This is a genomic window from Endozoicomonas sp. ALD068 (genome assembly GCF_049310145.1).
Classification (GTDB): domain Bacteria; phylum Pseudomonadota; class Gammaproteobacteria; order Pseudomonadales; family Endozoicomonadaceae; genus Endozoicomonas_A.
In genome coordinates this window covers 4,074,062-4,098,058 of record NZ_JBLYNU010000004.1, presented here as the reverse complement: position 1 = coordinate 4,098,058, position 23,997 = coordinate 4,074,062, and the positions used below count along the sequence as shown (strand labels likewise).

At 48.1% G+C, this 23,997-nt stretch carries 12 protein-coding genes; 1 reads left to right on the top strand and 11 read right to left on the bottom strand.

Annotation, left to right across the window (positions count from 1 at the left end):
• Positions 1–77: 77 nt before the first annotated feature.
• The 8 genes from ACO6V5_RS14410 to ACO6V5_RS14375 form a co-directional block, all read right to left on the bottom strand.
• Positions 78–1,505 carry a hypothetical protein gene (locus tag ACO6V5_RS14410; RefSeq protein WP_422137032.1) on the bottom strand — a complete coding sequence of 476 codons (1,428 nt, stop codon included), beginning with the start codon at positions 1,503–1,505 and terminating at the stop codon, positions 78–80.
• Positions 1,506–1,633: 128 nt separating this feature from the next.
• Complete coding sequence (locus ACO6V5_RS14405) at positions 1,634–3,541, bottom strand: hypothetical protein (protein WP_422139999.1); 1,908 nt, start codon at positions 3,539–3,541, stop codon at positions 1,634–1,636.
• Positions 3,542–3,725: 184 nt separating this feature from the next.
• Complete coding sequence (locus ACO6V5_RS14400) at positions 3,726–6,080, bottom strand: hypothetical protein (RefSeq protein WP_422411052.1); 2,355 nt, start codon at positions 6,078–6,080, stop codon at positions 3,726–3,728.
• 174 nt (positions 6,081–6,254) lie between these two features.
• Positions 6,255–7,787 carry a hypothetical protein gene (locus ACO6V5_RS14395; protein WP_422140001.1) on the bottom strand — a complete coding sequence of 511 codons (1,533 nt, stop codon included), beginning with the start codon at positions 7,785–7,787 and terminating at the stop codon, positions 6,255–6,257.
• 469 nt (positions 7,788–8,256) lie between these two features.
• A complete protein-coding gene (locus ACO6V5_RS14390) occupies positions 8,257–10,302 on the bottom strand; it encodes a hypothetical protein (protein ID WP_422411054.1) in 2,046 nt (681 codons plus the stop codon).
• Between the two features lie 385 nt (positions 10,303–10,687).
• On the bottom strand, positions 10,688–12,442 hold the full coding sequence (locus ACO6V5_RS14385) for a hypothetical protein (RefSeq protein ID WP_422140002.1): 1,755 nt from the start codon (positions 12,440–12,442) through the stop codon (positions 10,688–10,690).
• A gap of 267 nt (positions 12,443–12,709) precedes the next feature.
• Positions 12,710–15,262 carry a hypothetical protein gene (locus tag ACO6V5_RS14380; protein WP_422413899.1) on the bottom strand — a complete coding sequence of 851 codons (2,553 nt, stop codon included), beginning with the start codon at positions 15,260–15,262 and terminating at the stop codon, positions 12,710–12,712.
• 801 nt (positions 15,263–16,063) lie between these two features.
• The gene (locus ACO6V5_RS14375; protein WP_422492124.1) at positions 16,064–17,074 is read right to left on the bottom strand and encodes an IS110 family transposase; all 1,011 of its coding nucleotides are present in this window, start codon (positions 17,072–17,074) and stop codon (positions 16,064–16,066) included.
• A gap of 392 nt (positions 17,075–17,466) precedes the next feature.
• On the opposite strand from ACO6V5_RS14375, the gene ACO6V5_RS14370 reads away from it, so the two are divergent.
• Complete coding sequence (locus ACO6V5_RS14370) at positions 17,467–17,709, top strand: hypothetical protein (RefSeq protein WP_422442182.1); 243 nt, start codon at positions 17,467–17,469, stop codon at positions 17,707–17,709.
• 49 nt (positions 17,710–17,758) lie between these two features.
• On the opposite strand, the gene ACO6V5_RS14365 is transcribed toward ACO6V5_RS14370, so the two are convergent.
• From ACO6V5_RS14365 to ACO6V5_RS14355, 3 genes are all read right to left on the bottom strand, one after another.
• Positions 17,759–19,858, bottom strand: coding sequence for a hypothetical protein (locus tag ACO6V5_RS14365; protein WP_422132386.1), 2,100 nt, complete (start codon positions 19,856–19,858; stop codon positions 17,759–17,761).
• A 118-nt stretch (positions 19,859–19,976) separates the two neighbouring features.
• Complete coding sequence (locus ACO6V5_RS14360; RefSeq protein WP_422442184.1) at positions 19,977–21,959, bottom strand: hypothetical protein; 1,983 nt, start codon at positions 21,957–21,959, stop codon at positions 19,977–19,979.
• Positions 21,960–22,076: 117 nt separating this feature from the next.
• Positions 22,077–23,948 (bottom strand): hypothetical protein, encoded by a 1,872-nt coding sequence (locus tag ACO6V5_RS14355; protein ID WP_422132388.1) that lies wholly within the window; start codon positions 23,946–23,948, stop codon positions 22,077–22,079.
• Between the last annotated feature and the right edge of the window lie 49 nt (positions 23,949–23,997).

Sequence of the window (23,997 nt, the reverse complement as noted above, 5' to 3'; positions counted from 1 at the left end):
AAGAACTTTTTTTTAAAAAACGCTGTTAAAAATCAAAGGTTGCACGTGGTAAAACCACATTGAAGCCATACTGGTCGTTACTTTCTCTTCTTACCTTTCGGAGGACAGAGGTCATCCTCCTGTTCAAAGTTAACAGGCTCGCGTTTTCGATGTTTTCTTTTGTGATTCGCCAGGACTCCGGCATTTTTGCAGACCTTCCTGCATAGTCGCCGCTCGCCATCCTTCCCGACCACGGTCACATCACAGATTTGTTGCCCTCTGTGGATTCTGGATTTGTGAGATGACAGAGATTGAAGATTTTTGAGTACTACCCCGCATAGCCTCTGTTGGCCATTTTTCCCGACCACTGTTACGTTACAGGTTTGTTGACCAGTGTGAGCACCTCTTTTGTGAACCCTCAGGCTGGCAGGATTCGCGAAGACCTTCCCGCATGGCCGCTGTTGGCCATTTGTTGAGACCAGGGTCATATCACAGGTTTGTTGCCCGGCGTGGTCTCTTGTTTTGTGATCCGAAAGGGTTTTAGCATTCCTGCGGATCATCCCGCATTGCTGCAGCGGGTCATCCTGCTTGATCACCATCATGTTGCAGAATGCATTCCCGGCAGAGGCGTTTGTATGGGTTGCCACTGCACCCATTGATTTTATGGCGACTCCGTCTGAGGTAGCCCCGTCTAAGGCGACTCCGTCTGAGGCGACCCCATCCATTAAATTGCAACGATAGCAGTTTTTATTGGCAAAATGAGGGCATGGCCCTTGTCTGAGTGCTGATTCTATTTGGCAAATCAAACTCTCCACGGAATTCAGCGCTCCGCTGTCCGATGGAGGTCGGAATCTGCATAGACCATAACACGGATGAACGAAACAATTTAAATCCAACGTATGTTGGTGTTGTCGAGGACTTTCGTCACCGTCGCCATAATCAGAAGACAGATGACTGGAGAAATAACCTGAAGGGCGGGCAGGTGTTTCGGGAGCTTGCTGGTCAGATGATTCAGATGGTTGACCTTGCTGTTCATGTTTATAGCCAGGCATCGTAATGGTGATTGCAAGCGGGAGCTCATCCTGTTTCAACATAGATACCGCTTGCAGTTTAATTGGATTAAACAGCGGTGAACAGGGGGGGCAGTAGCTTTTTAAAAGCCAGCCGACAGCGACAACCACTTCTACAGGTAGCCGTTTTGAGCCTGGAGGAGCGTCTCTGGTAGTCAGGATCAGTTCGTAGGCAATCAGCAGCTTGGCAGCGTGGAGCCATTGCCAGAAGATCGACTCAATGAGGGTCGTTTTTACCTGATAATCGTCAGGTATGTGTCGTTTGTCATCAGGCGGCGAATCGGATTTTGCATAGTCGTTTGTGTCGGTGATGTCTGGCGGGTTTCCAGATAATGTGAGTTGATCGCGCTTGATAGAAAAACTCGGGTTTGGAAAACCTGAATTCTGTTCAAGCTCGATAATAAAATGTCCTGTCCATGGTTCAGCCTGACAGACGAAAGAAACCGGTAATACCATCAATAGTGTCAGAGCAAAGAGCGAGCGTTTAATAATTCTATCCCTGCATTTTGGTTTACAGAGAGGAAGGATAGCCCAAGAAAATAAGCTTGCACCCGGTAAACCTAATTGAAGCCATGTACTGGTCGTTACTTTTTCTTTTTACTTTCTGGATGACTGAGGTCATCGCCCTGGTCCACATCAACAGGCTTGCGTTTTCGATGTCTTCTTTTGTGATCCGACAGGGATCCTGCATTCTTGCAGACCTTCCTGCATGGGCGCTGCAGGCCATTCTTCCCGACGACGGTCATGTCACAGGTTTTTTCCCGAGTGTGGTATCTGTTTTTGTGAGATAAAAGAGATTGAAGATTTTTGAAATTTACCCCGCAGGGTCTTGCTTGGCCATCCTTTCCGATTAGTGTAGTGTCGCAGGTTTGTAGACCGGTGTGGGCTCTTCTTTTGTGAGCCTGCAGGGCTCCAAAATTCCTGCAGACCTTTGCACATGGTCGCTGTTGGCCATCTTCTGAGACCAGGGTTTTATCACAGGTTTGTTGTCCTGTATGGTCTCTTCTTTTGTGATTCGAGAGGGCTTTAGCATTCCTGCAGACCTTGCTGCATTGTTGCTCCTGCCCATCCTCCCCGACCACGGTCAGGCAACAGGTTTGCTGCTCGCTGTGGTAATTGTTTTTGTGAGTGTAGAGGGTTTGTGCATTCTTGAAGGTCTTCCCGCATCGCTGCTGTTGGCCATTCTTTCCGACTACTGTTTCGTCACAGGCTCTTTGCCCGCTGTGGTATTTGCTCTTGTGAGAGTAGAGGGTTTCTATATTCTTGAAAGTCTTCCCGCATGGCCGCTGCTGGTCATCCTCCCCGACCATGATCGCGACACAGGTTTGTTGCATGCTGTGGTCTCTTCTTTTGTGTTCTTTCAGGGTTTTAGAATTAATGCAGGCCTTCCCGCATGGCTGCAACTGGCCATTCTCACCGACCAGATTCACATCACAGGTTTTTTGCCCGCAGTGGTATCTGTTTTTATGACATGACAGGGCGTGAGCATTCTTACAGAGCTTCCCGCATGGTCGCTGCCTGCCATCCTCACCGATCAGGGGCATGTCACAGTTTTTTTTCCCGGTATGGTATCCGCTTTTGTGAGACATGAGGGCTTTGGCATTCTTAACGGCCGTCCCGCATTGCCTTAGCTGGCCATCCTGCCTGACCATAATCACATTGCAGACTACTTTCCCGGCAGAGGCGGTTGTATCGGCAAAATGCGGGCATGAGTCTTGTCTGGGTGTTGCCTCTGTGTGCCCAGTCGAACTCTGTAAGGAGTTCAGAGTTCCGTTGTTGGACGAATCGGACAATGGTCGGAATCTGCATAGGCCATGACAGGGATGGATGAAACAATTCGAATCCAACGTATGTTGGTGTTGTTGAGGGCCCTGGTTACCATCGCCAAAGTTGGAAAACAAAAGACTGGTCAGATGGACTAAAGGATGAGTATATGTTTGGGGGGCTTGCTGGTCAGATGATCCTGATGGTTGGCCTTGTTGTTGGTTACGTCCATAGCCAGGCATCATGGTGATGATCGCCAAACATTGATCCTCCTGTGTCAATATAGATAACACTTGTCGTGCAAAAGGATAAAACGGCGATGAATCCGGTTTCCAATAGCTTTTTAAAAGCCAGCCGCCAGCGACAATCACTTCTACAGGTAGCCATGAGTAACAAATGAAGCTTGAAGGAGCATATCTGGTGCTCAGGGTCAGCCCATAAGCAACCATCAGGTGAGTGGCGTAAAGCCATTGCCACGAAATGAACTTGATGAAGGTCGTTTTTTCTCTGCAAATGTAAGTTTGCTGTCGTTTGATATCAGAAAGCGAATCGGATTCCGTATAGTCTTTTTTTTCGGCGATGTCTGATGGGTTGACCGGTAATCTGTGTTGGTCAGAAAAGCTGCGGTTTGGAAAACCTGAATTTAGTTCAAACTCGATAATAAATCGTCCTGTCCATGGATCAGCCTGACAGACAACAAAAAACGACAGTGATATCAAAAGAGTCATTGCAAACAGTGAGCATTTAATAATTCTATCCTTGCATTCTGGTCTTCAGAGAGGAAGGATAGATCAAGAAAATGAGCGTGCTTTTCTGTCAAAGAATTTCCTTTAAAGACCCACTGTTAAATAAACTTTGTTAAAAACCAAAGGTTGTAACGGGTGAAACTTCATTGAAACGCTTTACTGGTCGTTACTTTTTCTCTTTACCTGATGGATGATCGGGGTCATTGTCCTGGTCCATATCAACAGGCTTGCGTTTTCGATGTTTTATTTTGTGATTCGACAGGACGCCAGCATTCTTGCAGATCTTCCCGCATGGTCCCGGCCGACCATCCTTGCCGACGACGGTCACGTCACAGGTTTGATGCCCGCTGTGGATTCTCGATTTGTGAGATGACAAAGAATTGAAATTCTTGAAGATGATCCCACATAGCCTTGGTTGGCCATTTTTCCCGACTACTTTTGCATCACAGCTTTGTTGCCCGGTGTGGGCAATTCTTTTGTGAACCGCAAGGGCATGAGGATTCTTGCAGACTATCCCGCATGGCCGCTGTTGGCCATCTTCTGAGACCGCCGTCAAGCCACAGGCTTGCTGCCCGCCATGGTAATTGCTTTTGTGAATGTAGAAGGCCTTTACATTCTTGCAGGTCTTCCCGCATGATCGCTGTTGGCCGTCTTTCCCGGTCACTATTGCGTGACAGATTTGTTGCCCGGTGTGGTCTCTTTTTTTGTGATTCGCCAGAGCATTTGCATTTTTTAAGACCACCCCGCATGGCTGTGACTGGCCGTCTTCCCTGACCAGGGTCAGGCCGCAAGTTTGTTGCCCACTGTGGACTCTATTTTTGTGATCCAACAGGCTTCCAGTATTTTTGCAGATCTTCCCACATGGCTGTTTCTGCCCCTTCTTACTGATTACAGTCAAGTTACAAATTCTTTGCTCGGTGTGGTATCTGTGCTTGTGAGATGACAGCGATTTAGCATTCTTGAAGACTGATCCACAAGGCCTCTGCTTGCCATCCTCCCCGACCACGTTCACGTTGCAGGCTTTTTGCCCGGTGTTGATTTTGCTTTTGTTATCGGCCCCTTCTACGCCTGTCCAGGAAAGATGAGGTTGGCTCTGAACCGAATGAGATGATTCAGTGGTGTTTTGTTGTGTTTCTGAAGCTCCTTTCAGGGGGGAGAACTTGATAAATGTAGGGGGAAAAATGTTTTCTTCGAGAAAACGATCTGGTCCAAATGGACTGTCAATGACCGAAAATTCATTAGTGATGGAAGACCAATTTCCGGATATTGACATTTCATGGTTGAGTGACCCGGCGGGGAATGTGCTAAAAGCAGCCACAGTACCCATTGAGTCTATGGATACCTCGTCGAAGGAGGCTCCTTCCAGGGCGGCTTCGTCTGAGGTGAACTCGTCTAAGACGACCCCGTCTGAGGCGACCCCGTCTGAGGCGACCCCGTCTGAGGCGACCCCGTCTGAGGCGACCCCGTCTGAGGCGACCCCGTCTGAGGCGACCCCGTCTAAAGAGTTAATGCTATTGGCCAGATGACCATTAATGTCATGCGGCTGTGGCTCAAATAATTGGTCACTATAAAATGGCGGGTAAATGTCAGAAAAATCATTCCATAGTTTGAACAGTGATTTTTGTTCGGAATGTGTAGCTTTTACAGAATCAGAATGGCCTATGCAACTGAGGTAGTGTCTATTCTCCAAATGAGTAAACAGTCTTTGTCCGGGTATTGCTTCTGGTTCAGCGGCTTGTTTTTCTGTCATTGCATCCGAAGTCTTTATCGGGGCAGAGGTCTCCCCAAAGTGTAATTCAGCTCGCTCCTTGCTATCGGTTGATTGTTGGAGTTTACATACGCCACGACAGGGATGAACAAAACAATTTAAACCCAAGCTATGCAGGTTTTGTTCCGGACTTTTGTTACCGTCGCCAGAGTTAGAGTACTGGAGACTGTTTAAATCGCCTGTAGACTGGTGGCTGGCTTGCGAAGCTGGCTGTTCCGATGATTCTGATAGCTGATATTGTTGTTGATTATCTCTGGAGCCAAACGTCATAGTGATGGCTGAAAACGGTTGGTACCTCTGTGTCAACATACATGTCGCCTCCTGTTGTTCAAACGGGTTAAGCAGCGGTGAGTCCCGGTTCCAATAGCTTTTTAAAAGCCAATCGATAGCGACAACCACTTCTGCAGGTAGCCATGAATAAGAGATGGAGTCTGAAGGTGTGTTTTTGTTAGTCAGGATCAGCTGATAACCGACCAGAAGATGACTGGCGTGAAGACATTGCCATGAAATCGACTCAATGATGGCCTTTTTTACTCCATAATCACCAGGTCTTTGTCGTTTTTCATCAGGCAGAGAATCTGATTCTGTAAAGCCATTTGTGTGGGCAATGTCTGAGGGACTTCCCGGCAATGTTTGACGGTCAAGCTTTATAGAAAAGTTCCGTAGTGGAGAACCTTTATTTTGTTCAAACCTGATAATAAACGGTTCTGTCCATGGATCAGCCTGACAGACAACAAAACACGAGAGTATCATCAACAGAGGTATTGCAAAAAGTGAGTGTTTAATAATTCCATCCCTGCATTCTGGTCTACAGAGTGGAAGGATAGATCAAGAAAATAGGTGTGCTTTTTTGTCAGGGAACTACCGTAAAAAAAACTGGACCAAAGATGGCACCGGGTAAAACCTTATGAAATGGCGGGTAGCAGATCAATCGTCCTGATCTACATCAACAGGTTTGCGTTTTCGATGTTCTCTTTTATGGTTCGATAGAGCGCTGGTACTCCAGCAGACTTTTCCGCATGGCTGCTTCACTCCATTCAACCCGACCACGGTAAAGTCACAGATTTTTTGTCCGGTGTGGTCTCTTCTCTTGTGATCCTTCAGTGCTTGAGCATTCTTGCAGACTTTTCCGCATTGTCGTTGCTGACCATTCTCTCCGAGCAGAGTCAGCTCACAGTTTTGTTGTCCGGTGTGGTCTCTTCTCTTGTGATCCATCAGGACTTGAGTATTCTTGCAGATCTTCCCGCATTGTCGTTGCTGACCATCCTCTCCGACTAATAACACGACACAGGTTTTTTGCCCGCTGTGCACTCTGCTTTTGTGAACCGTCAGGGCTCGGGCATTCTTGCATACCGCCCTGCATGGCCGCTGCTGACCATCCTCCTCAACCAGGGGCACGTAACAGGTCTGTTGCCCGGTGTGGTGTCTTATTTTGTGATCCGACAGGGTTTTAACATTTTTACAGGCTATACCACATGGCTGTTGCTGACCATCCTCCCCGACCACGGTTACCTCACAGGTTTTTTGCCCGGTGTGAACCCTTCTTTTGTGGTCCGTCATAGCGCGAGCATTCTTGCAGGCTTTCCCGCATGGCCGCTGCTGACCATCCTCTCCGACCACTGTCAAGATACAGGTTTGTTGCTCTGTGTGGCTTCTTTTTTTGTGATCATACAGGGCTTGAGCATTGTTGAAGGCCTTCCCGCATGGATGCGGCTGACCGTCATCTCCGACCAATGTCATGACACAGATTCGTTGCCCGCAGGGGTCTCTTCTTTTGTGATTCGACAGGGTTTGTTGGCAATGTCTAGTTTCTTCGGAGGGAAGACAATCCGAAGGTGAAATTCCTGTCAATCCAAGCGTTCCCGTTTTTGAGGTTCTTTGGTTTGATGTCGTGAATATAGCTACTGCTGTTGGGGGTGACTGGGAAAGATGAGGTGTGCTCTGATCCCATTGGGATGATTCTGTTGTTGTCTGGTTTGTTTCTGAAGTCTCCATCGGAGGGAAAGAGCGGGTAAGCATACAGGAAATCCCGGTCGCTCCGGGAAGGCTCCGACTTTGCAGTTTGAGTAGCCCGTTGATTATAACCACGTCATCAACGTTGACAAACATTTGCCCGGGCCTAGTCACATCATCATTGAGTGATCCTGTTTGGTCTGTCGAACTGCCTTCAGAGTTCAGCGGCCATTCGGCGGGCTCGCTGCTAAAGGATGATGACAGGAATATGCAAACACCATGACATGGATAGGCGAAACAATTTAAACCCAAAGTATGTTGATGATGTTGAGAGCCTCCGTTACTGCCACCAGAGCCATAATACAGAGGGCTAATGAAAGAGCCTGTAGGGTGATTAATTGCTTGTTGGGCTGGCTGGCCAGATGATTTTGATGGCGGGTATCGTTGTTGGTTATGTCCAGGGCCAGGCATCATAAGGGTGATCACAAACGGGGGATTTTGACTCATCTTTTTTTGTTCAATGAGGTTAAACAGTCGTAAATCGGAGTTCCAATAGCTTTTTAAAAGCCAGCAGACAGCAACAACCATTTTTACAGGTAGCCATGAATAAGGGGTTGAGCGAAGAGAAGCGTCGTTGGTGGTCAGGATCAGACCATAAGCAATCGGCAGGTCACTGGCGTAAAGCCATTGCCAGGAAGCCGACTCAATGATCGTGGCTTTTGCCTGATAACCCGCTCCGTAGCGTTCGTAATCAGGCGGCTGATCCGGTTCTGTAAAACGTCCTGTCCATGGTCTTGCCTGACAAACGACAGACAGCGACAGTAGCAGAAAAAGCGATGCCGAAAAGAGTGAGTGTTTAATAATTCTATCCCTGCGTTCAGGTCTACAGATAGGAAGGATAGATCAAGAAAATAAGCACGTTTTTCCGTCAAAGGCCTCCTCTTGAAAAGCTTCTGACAGGACTGGAGTCAGATCGTTACTTGTTCACTTTAGTTTCTTGACGACTCAAGTCATTGTCCGGTTTAACATCAACAGGCTTGCGTTTTCTATGTGCTCTTTTGTGTTCATTCAGGGCACCAGCATTCTTGCAGGCTTTTCCGCATGGTTGCAGCTGTCCATCCTCTGCGACTATTTTCACTTCACAGGTTTTTTTCCCGCTGTGGGTTCTGAGTTTATGGATCGACAAGGCTTGAGCATTGTTGCAGATCTTCCCGCATGGCTGCGGCTGACCATCCTTCCCGACCACGGGTAAATCACAGGTTTTCGGCCCGCTGTGGGCGAATCTTTTGTGATCATAATAGCTTTTGGCGTTTTTGCAGATGACCCCGCAGGGTTTTGGCGAACCATCTTCACGGATCACTGTCATGACACAGGTTTTTTGCTTGCTGTGGTCTTTTATTTTGTGATCTGTCAGCCCTCGAGCGCTCATTAAGACCCTTCCACATGGCCGCAACTGGCCATCCTCCCCGGTGACTGTCACGTAACAGGTTTTTTGCCCGGAGTGGTCTCTGCTTTTGTGAGATGACAGGGCTTTAGTATTCTTGCTGACTTTCCCGCATGGCCTTGGCTGGCCGTCTTCCCCGATGACTGTCACACCACAGGTTTGTTGTCCGCTGTGGTCTTTTCTTTTGTGTTTCGACAGGGCTTGATTATCTTTGCAGACCTTCCCGCATGGCCAATGTTGGCCATCCTCCCCGATCACGTTTACTTTGCAGGTTGATTGTCTGGTACGGTTGTTGCTTTTTTGATCCAACAGGCTTGTTAATGTTGCTGTCTGGTAAAGATGAGGTTGGCGCTGATCCAAAAGGGATGATTCAGTGGTTGTCTGCTGTGTTTCTGAATGGCCCATTGTAAGGAAAACCTCGTGCTGTTCGAGAAGGCACTGTGCAGAGGGTGAACCATTGATGACTAAAAAATCATTATCCGTGGAAGGCAAATTCCCGGATATTTGCACGTCATCGTTCAGTGACACACTGGCGTCAGTTGTATAGTTAACCCCGTCTGAGGCAGCCCACTCTGAGAGACTGAAGCTATTGAATAGTTTGTCATCCATGTTCTGAGTCTGTAGCTGAGATGATTGCCCGTAGCCCAGGATTTCAGTGTCAAAGAGATTATTCAATGTTTCGAAAATCGGCTCAACTTGAGAATCTGTAGCGCTCACAGAATTAAAATGACCTATGCAACTATGGCAGTGTCTATTCAACAAATCAGATAAAAAGCTTTGTTGGAGCATATCTCCTGTGTGGCCAATTGAAATCTCCGTAAAATTCAGCGGCGATTCAGCGAACTCTGTGCTGTCGAATGAGGGTCGGTGCTGACAAACGCCATGACAGAAATTGAAGTAACAATTTAAATCTAAAGTATGTTGATGTTGTTCGGGGTCTTCGTCACCGCCACCAGAGCCAGAGTAAAGAGTGCCACTGATAGAGCCTGCAGAGTGGGTAGATATCAGTGGGGCTTGCTGGCCATAGGATTCTGATGATTGATATTGTTGGTGCTGCTGTTGCTGCTGTTGGTTATCCCCGGAGCTGAACGTAATTGTGATGGCAGTATACGGGGGATTCCCCCGTGTCAACATAGACGTTGACTGCCGTGCGATCGGGTTAAACAGCGGTAAATCCGGGTTCCAATAGCTTTGTAAAAGCCAACCGACACTGACAACGGCTTCTACAGGTAACCATGAACAGGGGGGGGCGATTAGAGGGGCATCTCTGCTGCCCAGGGTCAGTTCGTAAGCGACCAGCAGATTCGTGGCGTAAAGAAACTGCCAGGAAATCGACACAAAGAGGGCCGTGTTTATCCTGTAAACGTCAGGTCTGTATCGTTTGTTATCCGGTGGTGAACCTGATTCGGCATAGTCGTGTGTTTGGTCACTGTCTGACAAGTTGACCGATAATGTGTGTCGATCTGGTGTCATGGAAAAGTCGTAACTTGGAGAGCCTGAGCTTTGTTGAAACTCCACAATATAAGGTTCTGACAATGGTCCGGTCTGGCCAGTGTCAGGCAATGAAAGTGGCAGCAACAGAAGTAACGTAAAGAGTGAGTGTTCAATAATTTTATCCCTGCTTTCTGGCTTACAGAGAGGAAGGATAGATCAAGAAAATAAGGGTGTTTTTCTGTTAAAGGCCTTTTGTTAAAAATCAAAGTTTGACCAGGTAAACGTCATAAAGCGGCTCTGTCGTTACTTATTCATTTTACTTTCTCGAAGTCTGAGGCGTTTCCCCTTGTCTGCATCAACAGGCTCCTAGGAGGCCGACCGAGAATAGACTGCCCTACTGCGGCGGCAGCAAATTGGTCTAAAAATCCGCTTTTGTTCGTCAAATAGCTCGCTATTCTCCTCACAAAACCGAATTTTCATCCTCAATTTTCTGCCGTCCTCGCTACGGGCGCTATTCTCGGTCGGCCTCCTAGTACTTTCGATGTATTCTTTTGTGATTCGTCAGGGCTTCAGCATTCTTGCAGGTCTTTCCGCATGGTTGCAGCTGGCCATCCTCTGTGATCACTGTTTCGTCACAGATTTGCTGTCCGGTATGATCCCTTCTTTTGTGTTCTGAGAGGGCTTGAGCACTCTTGCAGATTTTCCCGCATAGGTGCAGCTGGCCATTTTCCCTGATCACGGTTACCTGACAGATTTTCTGCCCGGTGTGGTCTCTTCTTTTGTGATCCGTCAGGCTTCTTTGACTCTTGCAGACTCTTCCGCATGGCTGCCGCTGGCCGTCCTTCCCGACCGTGGTCGCGTCACAGGTTTTTTGCCCGGAGTGATCTCTTCTTTTGTGATCCAAAAGGACTCTAATAGTCTTAAAGGCCTTGCCGCATGGCTGCTGCTGATCTTCCTTTCCGACCACTGTCACATCACAAATTTGTTGCCTTTCGCGCTCTCTGTTTTTGTGATCCCTCAGGATTCTGACATTCTTGAAGGTCTTCTTGCGTGGACGCAGCTGGCCATTCTCCCCGATCATGGTCATTTCAAAGTTTTTTTGCCTTCCATGGGTTTTGTATTTGTGAGTCGCCAGAATTGCAGCATTCTTGCAGACTTTCCTGCATGGACCCGGCTGGCCATTCTCACCGACCACGGTCGCATCACAGATTTTTTGCCCACTGTGGATTTTACTTTTGTGAGACCAGAGAGATGGGGCATTTTTGCAGAGTTTCCCGCACGGCTGTGGTCGGCCATCCTTTCCGACCACAGTCACCTCACAGGTTATTTCACCGGAGAGGGCTCTTTTTTTATGATACGTCAGGGATTGAACTTTGTTGTAAACTCTTCCGTTAGGTCTCAGTTGGTCAACCACCCCAGCCAGTGCCAGGTTGCAGGTTGGTCGCCCGGCAGGATCGTTTGCACAGGCTGCCTCAGCGCTTATTGAGTCTATGGTCAATCCTCCCAGAGGGCTGCCATCAATATCATATGGCTGAAATAGTTCATCAGAATCGCACAGGAGCTGAATATCATCAGGGAAATTATTCAATATTTCTGTAAGCTGGTTTTGTTCGCGAAGTATAGCTTCTGAAGAATCAGACTCAATCATGCAATGAAAACAGTATCCTTGAGTCAAATGTGGGCATAAGCCTTGTTCGGGTGATGCTTCTGTTTGAGAGATTTGCATTCCTGTTATTGTCTCTGGAATCTGTATTGGCATGAAGGGCCGCTCACAGTGTAACTCAGCGGTCCCGGTATTATCGGGTGACAGTCGGAATTGACAAATTCCATTACAGGGATAAACAAAACAATTTAAACCTAAAGTGTGCAAATGTTGTTGAGGGCCTTCGCCACCGCCGCCAGAGCCAGGTTGCAGAGGGCTAATGACAGAGCCTTCAGAGTGCCTGGTGGCTTCCGGGGCGTGCTGCTCCGATGATTTTGATGGCTGGTAGGGTTGTTGGTGATGCTCGGAGCCAAAAATCATTTTCATGATCGCAAACGGTTGACTCCTCTGTGCCAACATAGATGTCACCTGTTGTTCAATCGGATTAAACAGCGGTGAATCGGGGTTCCAACTGCTTTTCAAAAGCCAATTGACAATCACAATGGCGTCCAGAGATAGCCACAAATGAGACATGGTGCATGCGGGAGAGTACTTGGAGATCAGGATCAGTTGGTATGCAATCAGCAGATTCGTGGCATAGCGCAATTGCCACGAAATCGACTCAATAATGGTTGTTTTCACCTCGTAATCATACGTTCTCTGTGACGGGTTCCCCGACGATGTATTCAGGTCTCGCCTCATAGAAAAGTTCTGGTTTGGATAACCTGTGCTTTGTTGAAGCTCAACTATAAAACGACTTGTCAACGGTTTGGCCTGACAGACGACAGACAATGAAAGCAATAGCAGGGTCAGATAGAGAGAGTGTTTAATGATTCTATCCTTACTTTCTCGTATACAGATAGGAAAGTAGGTCAAAAGAATGACAGGGTAGGGATAAGATGGAGATATTTACTTGTCCCCATCATCAGGCTTGCGTTTTCGATGTACTCTTTTGTGATAAGACAGGGCCATAGCATTCTTACAGACCTTTCCACATGGACTCGGCTGACCATCCTCCCCGTGTACTGCTATTTTGCAGGTTTGTTCTCCGGAATGTTCTTTCATTCGGTGATTCGACAGGCCTTTAGAATTTTTTAATGTCTTTCCGCATGGTCGCGGCTGGCCATCCTCTCCGACCACTGTCGAGTAACAGATTTTTTGCGTGCCGTGGAATCTGCTTTTGTGCACCGAAAGGTTTTGAATATTATTGAAGGTCCTTCCGCATAGCCGCTGCTGGCCATCCTTGCCAACTATATTTGCGTCACATATCGCCTGCCCACTGTGGGCTGTTCTTTTGTGATTTACAAGGTCTATAGCACTTTTGCAAACCCTCCCGCATGACTGGCGCTGACTCTGTTCGCCAACGACTTCATAGAAACAAACTTTTGGTTTGGTGTGGTCGCTTCTGTGGTGATTTCGCAGGGATTGAGCGTTCTTGCAGACCTTTCCACATGGCCGTTTCTGACCATCTTCTGCGAACACTATTGCACTGCAGGTTTGTTGCCCTGTGTGGTCTCTGTATTTGTGATACCGAAGGGCTTGAGTATTCTTACAGACAAATCCACATGACCGCTGCTGGCCATCCTTTGTGAACACGCGAACCTTACATATTTGTTGCCCGCTATGGTCTTTTTTATTGTGGTATTTCAGGGCTAGAAGATTCTTGCACACCATTTCGCAGGGCCGCAGCTGGCCATCCTGCCCGATAACGGTTTCGTCACAGATTTGTTGATTGCTGTGAACGTTTCTCTTGTGACTCTTCAGGGCTTTACTATTTTTGAAGAATTTTTCGCATGGTCGCTGCTGGCCGTCTTCGTCGGACACTGTAAAGTCACAGTTGTGCTCAGTGCTATGGAATCTGGTTTTGTGATTTGCAAAAGCTTTGGCATTTTTGCAGGGAAACGCACATGGCTGCGGTTGGCCATCTTCACTGATCAGAGTCAGATTACAGATTTTTTCACCGCTGTGCTCTTTTCTTTTGTGATCTGACAGGGCTCTCAAACATTTGAAGACCAACCCGCATGGCCGCAGCTGGCTGTCGTCCCCGATCACCATGACCTGACAGGCTTTTTGCCCTGAGTGGTTTTTGCTTTTGTGATCTGACATAGACTTGGCATTCTTACAAATGGCCCCACATGTCCGCAGCAGACCATCCACACCGATCACGGTGACATAACAGGTTTGTTGCAGGGTGTGCTCTCTTCTTTTGTGATCCGAGAGGTCTTCAGCATGCTTGCAGAGCCTCCCGCATGGCCGCCGACGGCCATCCTCCCCAACCAGGGTCACGTCACAGGCTTTTTGCCCGGAGTGGTATTTGCTTTTGTGAACTGACAGTGCCTTTTTCCTCTTGGAGATGACTCCACATGTCACCGGCTGGCCATCCTTCCCGGTTATGGTTACGTCACAGATTAGTTGCCTGTCGGCGGGGGGGATATTGGTCGTCACGATAGTTACTGAGTCTGAGGTAAGTTCGTCTGTAAAGTTGTAGCTATTGGCAGGGCTGCTATCAGCGCCATGCATCTGTGACTGATTTGTATCTGGCTTAACCAGTTGACCATAGTCGTTTTGAGGTTCAATGGCAGGGGAATCATTCGCTGTTATGAATAGTGAACTTTGTAGGGGATTTATAGTATCTAAAGGAGCCAATTGACTGATGCAAATAAAGCAGTATCCATCAGCCAAATGGGGGCATGCACTTTGTCCGGGTGCTACTCTTGCGTATCTTGTCGGGCTTTCTTCGGGGTTGGGCCACCATTCAGCAGGCCCGAGGTTATCAGATGATGATCGAAATTCACAAACACCATGACAGGGAGAGAGAAAACAATTCAAACTCAGAGTATGATGGAGTTGTTGAGGGTCTCCGTTGCCGTCAAAAGAGCCAGAATGCAGGAGTTCAGTTAAATTGCCTGTAGGTTGGGTGGAGGTTTGTGGGGCTCGCTGACCAGATGATTCTGACGGCTGGTATTGTGGAGGGTTATGTCCAGAGCCAAACATAATAGTGATGTTTGCCAACGGGTAGTCGCCCTGTGTCAAAATAACTGCCGCCTGTTGTTCGAACGGGTTAAACAGCTGTGAATAGGGGCTCCAATAGTTTTTTAAAAGCCAGCCGACAACGACAGCTAATTCTAGAGGTAGCCATGAATATAGTTTGGAGCTCAAAGGGGTGGTGGTCAGGATCAGTTTGTAAGCAACTGTTAGATGAGAAACGTAAAGGTACTGCCAAGAAATTAACTCAATGATGGTCGTTTTTACCTCGTAACCACCTGCTACTTGTCGTTTGTCATCAGGCGGCGAATCGGGTCCTGTATAGCCGTTTGTATCAGAAATATATAACGGGTTGTCCGGCAATGTTTGCAGGTCACTTTTAATGGAAAAACTCCAGTTTGGCGAAATTGCATCCTGTTCAAACTCAGCAATATAGCTTCCTGACCATGGTTCGGCCTGACAGACAAAAGAGGACAATATTAGCAGTATTAGCAGTATTAGCAGTGCTGCAAAGAGTGAGAGTTTAATAATTCTATCCTTGCATTCCAATATACAGAGAGGAAAGATAGATCAAGAATATAAGTATGTTTTTCTGTCGAAGACACTTTGTTAAAAAACACAGTTAAAAACCAGAGGCCGCACCGGACGATATCTTATCGAATGAGCGTAAAACCCCGTACTTTGAGAGGGTGTCGCAAAAGGTCAATTAAAACGCTTCAAGCTTCAAACCGTCATCTCCGCGAAGGCGGAGATCCACTGTTCGTGGTGGGTTCCCGCCTGCGCGGGAACGACGATCTTGATATATCCTGCTGACCATACCCTTTTGCGACACCCTCTTGAGGACGGGGATGTAAGCTCGGCTTGCAAAGCAAGCCCCTTGTGCTACTTTGCTATCCGTCAGGTGTTTTTTGCGATTACGCTACCTGACAGGAGAAGTAAAATACCTTCCGCTTTCTGCCCGTGTTTGTTAACGGGGTCGCCTAGGAGCCTTATATGGTCCGCCCCGTTTTGCAAGAGCCTGTTTTGTTAATTAGCAAACAAAGATAACTGCAATCATATATACGGCCTATTCATGAGGTCTAACCCTCTGGCCCTGATGGGTATCCGCGCAACCTGGCCTTATCAGTCCGACGGCCTCAAGGGCCAAGACTCCTATCAGGTTTCAGGTTGCCGGTTTTTACCTGTTTGCCATCAACTGTACATGCTCATCGCAATCTGCGGGGGGGTTCCCCTTTGATTAAGCTTATGCTTTACTTTGCCGCTGCCGCCTTTACCTCATTATGCAGCCTTGTAAACTTCATTTCGGGTCATGATGACCCAGACAATCCGAGCCATTTTATTAGCCAGACCAACGGCGGCAACGTTGTGATTGCTGCGCTCATTAAGTTGGCTAACCCATTTTTTACAGCGGTCATCCTTATTTTTGAGGCAGTGGAGTACCGAACGTGCGCCGTGTATCAATAATGTGCGCAGGTATTTATCACCCCGTTTACTGATGCCCAGCAGGACTGACTTACCGCCTGTGGAATGCTGTCTTGGAACTAATCCCAACCATGCGGCAAGGTGTCGACCAGATTTAAAATACGTCGCATCACCAACGGCTGCCTTCAATGCTGTGGCAGTGATGGCTCCGATACCCGGCATAGTCATCATTCGACGACATTCGTCTTTTTCAGCCAGCTCCTGAATTTTCTGGTCATACTGTTGAATACGCTTGTCAAGACTGGCCAACTCTTCTGATAAACCATGTAGCAGCTCACGAGTCAGCGAATGGAGTCCATTTTCAGCATCTTCCAGAATTCGTGGAAGCTGTGCACGAACTTTACCAATACCCTGGGCAACCACAATACCTTCTTCCAATAGTGACCCCCGGATCTGGTTAACCAGGGCAGTTCTCTGATCAACCGCTTGTTGACGATAGCGGTGCAGAAGTTGCCAGGCCTGCTGCTCTGACGTTTTAACAGGTACAAAACGCATGCTGGGCCGTGAAGCTGCTTCTGCAATCGCTTCAGCATCGTTGTAGTCATTTTTGTTGGTCTTGACATAAGGCTTGACAAATTGAGGTGAAATCAGCTTGACAGTATGCCCATAGTTCTTGAATAACCGAGCCAAATAGTGAGCACCACCACAAGCTTCCATAGCGATAATGCATGGCTCCAGATTTGCCACGTACTCCAAAAGGTTCTTCCTGGACAACTTCTTTCTGATGACTTTGCTACCCTGCTCATCAACACCAAACAGGTGAAAGTTGTTCTTGCCAATATCGATACCAAGTACTGAAATAGTCATGGGTGGTTCGCTCCGGTTAATCCTGTTTAAATGGTTAACTCCATTTTGGCTCATTTGAAGCCGTTTAGGAGGGGCGGACCATCCCATTAGACCGAGAATAGCGCCCGTAGCGAGGACGGCAGAAAATTGAGGATGAAAATTCGGTTTTGTGAGGAGAATAGCGAGCTATTTGACGAACAAAAGCGGATTTTCAGACCAATTTGCTGCCGCCGCAGTAGGGCAGACTATTCTCGGTCAGGCTCCTAGACAATCCGAAAGGTAGAGCAGATTGTCGAATAAGGTGTATGCCGCTACTGGGTAAGGTATACACTGCGGTCGGGCATGACCGTCTGGTGGTAGGAATCCCCGTCCTTTAGAGGGTGTCGCAAAACTCTCTCCGGCGTGGGAACGCGTTGACTCCCGTCATTGTCGGCTTCATTCTCGTCATTGCCGGCTTCATTCTCGTCATTGCCGGCTTCATTCTCGTCATTCCCGGCTTCATTCTCGTCATTCCCGCGAAGGCGGGAATCCACACTGACTCTCCACCAGAACCATACTGCCCGGTGTCCCCCTGGCCTTGTCATCCCCGAGAAGGCAGAGATCCACCGTTGGCGCTGGATTCCCGCCTTCGCGGGAATGACGACTTCAGAGCGTGAGAACGAGCTGTTGAAGTTTTGCGACACCCTCTTTAGGGCGGGGAGGATGTCAATACCTGTTGGTTTTAGTTCTTGGAGCACTGAGGTCATCATCCTGGTTCACATCATCATGCTTGCGTTTTCGATGTCTTTTTTTGTGACTCGAGAGAGCATCAGCGTTTTTGCAGACCCTCCCGCATAGCTTTGGCTGGCTATCCTCTGAGATCAGGGCCACGTTGCAGGTTTGCTGCCCGGTGTGGTCTCTTCTTTTGTGATATGACAGGGCCAGGGCATTATTACAGGTCGTCCCACATGGCTGCAGCTGGCCATCCTCCGTGACCAGAATCGCGTTGCAGGTCTGTTGCCCGGTGTGGTCTCTTCTTTTGTGATATGACAGGGCCAGGGCATTATTACAGGTCGTCCCACATGGCCGCTTCAGACCATCCTCCGTGACCAGATTCACGTTGCAGGTTTGTTGCCGGGTGTGGTTTTTGATTTTGTGATAATACAGGGCTTGGGCATTTTTACAGGTCGTCCCGCATGGCTGTGGCTGGCCATCCTCCCCGACAAGGGTCAGTTCACAGGTTTGTTGCCCGCTGTGCTCTTTTCTTTTGTGATATGACAGGCTATAGGCATTTTTACAGATTTTCCCGCATGGCCTCTGCTGGCCATCCTCTCCGACCATAATTAGCTTACAGGTTTGTTGACCGCGATGCTCTCTGACTTTGTGATAAGACAAGGCTTGAGTATTATTGCAGACCAATCCGCATAGCCGCAGCTGGCTATCTTCACCGGCAACAGTCAGGTCACAGGATTTTTGCCCGCTGTGGATGTTTCTTTTGTGTTCCGACAGAGCTATTACGTTCTTGCAGACCTTCCCGCAAGGTCGCTGCCGACCATCCTTCCTGACCACTGATGTGTCACAGATTTGTTGCCCGGAGTGATCTTTTCGTTTGTGCTTCGTCAGGGCGTTAGCATTGTTGCAGACTTTTCCGCATGATCGCTCTTTACCATCCTCCCCGACCACAGTCACGGCACAGGTTCTGTGCCCGCTGTGGTATCTGCTTTTGTGAAGCGACAGGGCATGAGAAGTCTTGCAGACCTTTCCGCATCGTCGCTGTTGAGCATTCTCACCGGACAGGGTCAGGTCACAGATTAGTTTCTCGCTTTGTTCAGTGGCCTGCCCGGTGACTGTCCGGGAAAGACCAGGTGGCCTTTGACCCCATTGAGGTGTTTCTGTAGCGGTTTGTTGTGTTTCTGAAGTCACCATTAAGGGGGTAAAGTGAGCAGGTGTAGAGGAAATTTCGTTTTCATTGTCAGTTCCGTGCTGACCCAGAATGAGAAGCCCCTGGATTATAATCCAGTCATTAGCGCTGGCAGGCAAATTCCCGGGTATTGTTGCTTTATTACCGGGTGGTCCGATAGGGTCAGCACAAGCAGTCCATGCACTCATTGAATAGGTATGATCCGATAATGATCGGAACTTGCAAACGCCATGACAGGGATGGACGAAACAATTTAAACCCAAAGTATGTGACTGTTGTTGAGAGTTTCCGTTACCGTCGGCAGAGCCAGAATACAGGGGACTGTTGAAAGCGCTTGCAGGTTGGCTGCTGGCTTGTGGGGCCTGTTTGCCAGTTGATTGTGATAGCTGGCCTTGTTGTTGCTGTTGTTCAGAGCCAGGCACCATGGTGGTGATCACAAACCTGTGATCTTCCAATGTCAATATAAACGACATATGTATACCAAATGGTTTAAACAGCAATGAATCGGGGTTCCAATAACTTTGTAAAAACCAGCCGACAGCGACAGCCATTTCTATCAGTAGCCATGAATAAGCAGTGGGGCTCAGTGCTGTACCTCTGGTGGCCCGGGTCAGTTCGTAGGTAACCAGCAGATCAGTGGCGTAAAGCCATTGCCAGAAAATGGACTCGATAAGGGGTGTTTTTACCCTGTTACTGTTAGGTCTTTGTCGTTTGTCATAAGGTGGAAAATCTGATCCTGAATAGCTTTTGGTGATGACTGACGGTTTGCCCGACAATATAAGCGGGTCTGAGTTTATAAAAAAACTCTGGTTTGGAGAGCCAGGATCCTGTTGAAGCTCGAGGACAAAACCCCTTGTTAACGGTTCGGCCTGACCGATGACAGATAACAACAGTAGCAGCAACATTGGTGCTGCAAAGAGTGAATGTTTAATAATTCTATCCCTGCGTTCTGGTATTCAGAGAGGAAGGATAGATCAAGAAAATCAAGGTGTTTCCTTACCAAATACCTCCTGTTAAGGATCTTTACCTGTTGGCTTTGCCTTTTGGAGCAATGATTTCAACATCCTGGTTTCCACCAACAGGTTTGCGTTTTCTATGTGTTCTTTTGTGATTTGAGAGAGCTTTAGCACTTATGCAGACCTTCCCGCATTGCTGCGGCTGGCCATCCTCTGGAACCAGGATCACGTTGCAGGTTAGTTTTCCGGTGTGGTCTCTTCTTTTGTGATCCGAAAGTGCTCCAATACCCTTGCAGAGCGTCGCGCATGGTCGTGACTGACCATCCTCCCCGACTATTTTTACCTGACAGGTCCTTTGCCTGGTATGGAATCTGCTTTTATGTATTAATAGGGCTTGAGTACTACTACAGACCTTTCCACATGGCTGCGGCTGGTGATGCTCGCCGATCACAGTCAGGTCACAGGTTTGTTGCCCGGTGTGGAGGCTTCTTTTGTGATACAAAAGTAATTGACCATTCTTGCAGACCTTTGCGCATGGCCGCTGCTGACCATCCTCCCCGATCACGGTCAGGTCACAGGTTTTTTGCTCGCTATGGTTGTTTATTTTGTGAGCCAACAGGGCTTGTACATTCTTGCAGACCTTCCCGCATGGCTGCTGTTGCCCGTTCTCCCTGACTACTTTTATGACACAGGTTCTTTGTCCGCTGTGGATGTGTCTTTTGTGTTTCGACAGAGCTATGGCGTTCTTGCAGACCTTCCCGCAAGGTCGCTGCCGACCATCCTTCCTGACCACTGTTGTGTCACAGATTTGTTGCCCGGAGTGCTCTTTTTGTTTGTGCCTCGTCAGGGCAGCAGCATTGTTGCAGAATGTTCCGCATGATCGTTCCTTACCATCTTCCCCGACCACAGTCACGTCACAGGTTCTATGCCCAGTGTGGTATCCGTTTTTGTGAAGTGACAGGGCATGAGCATTCCTGTAGAACTTTCCACATGATCGCTGCTGACCATTCTCAACGCACAGGGTCAGGTCACAGATTAGTTTCTCGCTTTGTTCAGTGGCCTGCCCGGTGACTGTCCGGGAAAGACCAGGTGGCCTTTGACCCCATTGAGGTGTTTCTGTAGCGGTTTGTTGTGTTTCTGAAGTCACCATTAAGGGGGTAAAGTGAGCAGGTGTAGAGGAAATTTCGTTTTCATTGTCAGTTCCGTGCTGACCCAGAATGAGAAGCCCCTGGATTATAATCCAGTCATTAGCGCTGGCAGGCAAATTCCCGGGTATTGTTGCTTTATTACCGGGTGGTCCGATAGGGTCAGCACAAGCAGTCCATGCACTCATTGAATAGGTATGATCCGATAATGATCGGAACTTGCAAACGCCATGACAGGGATGGACGAAACAATTTAAACCCAAAGTATGTGACTGTTGTTGAGAGTCTCCGTTACCGTCGGCAGAGCCAGAATACAGGGGACTGTTGAAAGCGCTTGCAGGTTGGCTGCTGGCTTGTGGGGCCTGTTTGCCAGTTGATTGTGATAGCTGGCCTTGTTGTTGCTGTTGTTCAGAGCCAGGCACCATGGTGGTGATCACAAACCTGTGATCTTCCAATGTCAATATAAACGACATATGTATACCAAATGGTTTAAACAGCAATGAATCGGGGTTCCAATAACTTTGTAAAAACCAGCCGACAGCGACAGCCATTTCTACCGGTAGCCATGAATAAGGAGTGGGGCTCAGTGTTGTACCTCTGGTGGCCCGGGTCAGTTCGTAGGTAACCAGCAGATCAGTGGCGTAAAGCCATTGCCAGAAAATGGACTCGATAAGGGGTGTTTTTACCCTGTTACTGTCAGGTCTTTGTCGTTTGTCATAAGGTGGAAAATCTGATCCTGAATAGCTTTTGGTGATGACTGACGGTTTGCCCGACAATGTAAGCGGGTCTGAGTTTATAAAAAAACTCTGGTTTGGAGAGCCAGGATCCTGTTGAAGCTCGAGGACAAAACCCCTTGTTAACGATTCGGCCTGAGCGATGACAGATAACAACAGTAGCAGCAACATTGATGCCGCAAAGAGTGAGTGTTTAATAATTCTATCCTTGTGTTCTGGTTTACAGAAAGCAAGGATAGATCAGGAAAATAAAGATATTTTTTTGTAAAAAAATTCTTGTAGTGATCATTACCTTTTGGTTTTACCTCCTGGAGCACTGAGGTCATCATCCTGGTTCACATCATCAGGCTTGCGTTTTCGATGTATTCTTTCAGGATTCGAGAGAGCTTTAGCACTTATGCAGACCTTCCCGCATGGCTGTGACTGGCCATCTTCCCCAACCACGGTCGAGTCGCAGCTCTTTCGCCCGCTGTGGAATCTGCTTTTGTGAGTTGACAGGGCCTGGGAACTCTTAAAGATTTTTCCGCATTGCTGCGGCGGGCCATCCTGTCCTACCACTGTTAAGTCGCAGGTTTTTGGCCCGCTGTGGGTGTTTCTTTTGTGATCCAGAAGGGTGCGAGCATTCTGGCAGACCTTCCCGCATAGTCGCTGCTGGCCATCCATTTTGACCACTCTTGAGTCACAGCTTTGTCGCCCGGTATGGTCTCTTTTTTTGTGATCCGTGAGGGCTTGAAGATTGTTGCAGACCTTTCCGCATGACCGCTGCTGGCCATCCTCCCTGACTATTGTCAACTGACAGGTTCTTTGCCCGGTATGGTATCTGCTTTTGTGTATCGACAGGGTAGGAACATTCTTGTAGATCTTCCCGCATGGTCCCTGCTTGCCATCCTTTTTGACCACTGTTACGTCACAGATTTGTCGCTCGCTGTGGTCTCTTTTTTTGTGCTCCCACAGTGCTTGAGCATTGATGCAGATCTTTCCGCATTGTCGCTTTCCACCATCCTCTCCAACCACGGCCGTGTAACAGCTTCTTTTCCCGCTATGGTATCTGCTTTTGTGAACCTTCAGGGCCGAAGTACTTTTGCAGATTTTACCACATGGTCGCTGCTGACCATTATCCCCCGACAGGGTCTCGTAACAGGTTCGATTCCCGCTGTGGTCAGTGACTTGTCTGGTGCCTGTCCGGGAAAGACGAGGCGGGCTTTGGCCCCATTGGGGTGATCCTGTTGTTTGTCGGGTTGCTGAAATCGCCATTGGGAATGTGATATGGACAGGTGTAAAGGAAATTTCGGTTTCTTCGTGAGGTTTGTATTTACTCAGACTGAGTAACCCCTCGACTATAATCAGATCTTCAGTGCTGGCAGGCAAATTCCCGGGCGTTGGAACTTCATCTCTCAGTGACACTACAGGGTCAGCACATGCAGTCCCTGTAGTCATTGAATGTGTAGGATCGGACGAAGTTCGTAGCCTGCAAACGCCATGACAGGGATGGACGAAACAATCTAAACCCAGAGTATGTGAGTGTTGTTTAGAGTCTCCATTACCATCGCCGGGGCAGGAATAGAGGGCGTGGCTCATAGCGCTTGCAGTTTGGCGGGTTGGCTGTTTGGTCTGTTGGTCAGCTAATTGTGATAGCTGGCCTTGTTGTTGCCCTTGTCCAGAGCCTGGCTCCACAGTGGTGATCGCAAATATGTGCCCCCCCTGTGTCAATATAGATGACGGCTGTAGTTCAATTGGTTTAAACAGAGGTGAATCGGGGTTCCAAACAGTTTTTAACATCCAGTCGACAGCGAGAACCGTTTCTATCAGTAACCATGAATAAGCGGTGGGGGCCAGCGGTGTGCATCTGGTGGTCAGGGTCAGTTCGTAAGCAACCAGCAGGTTAGTGGCATAAAGCCGTTGCCAGGAAATCGACTCAATGATTGTTGTTTTTACTCTGTAACTGTTATTTTTGTGTCGTATACTATCCGTTGATAAATCTGGTCTTGCATAGCTGCTTGTTTCAGCAAAGTCTGACGGGTTATCCGACCATGTACTTTTGTCTGGTTCTATAAAAAAGCTCTGGCTTGGAAGGCCTTTAATCTGTTGAAATTCGACAGTAAAACATTTTTTCAACGATTCGGCCTGGCCGATGACAGGCAGCAACGCTAACAGCAACATCGATGCCGCAAATGAGTGTTTAATAATACTATCACTGCGTTCTGGTTTA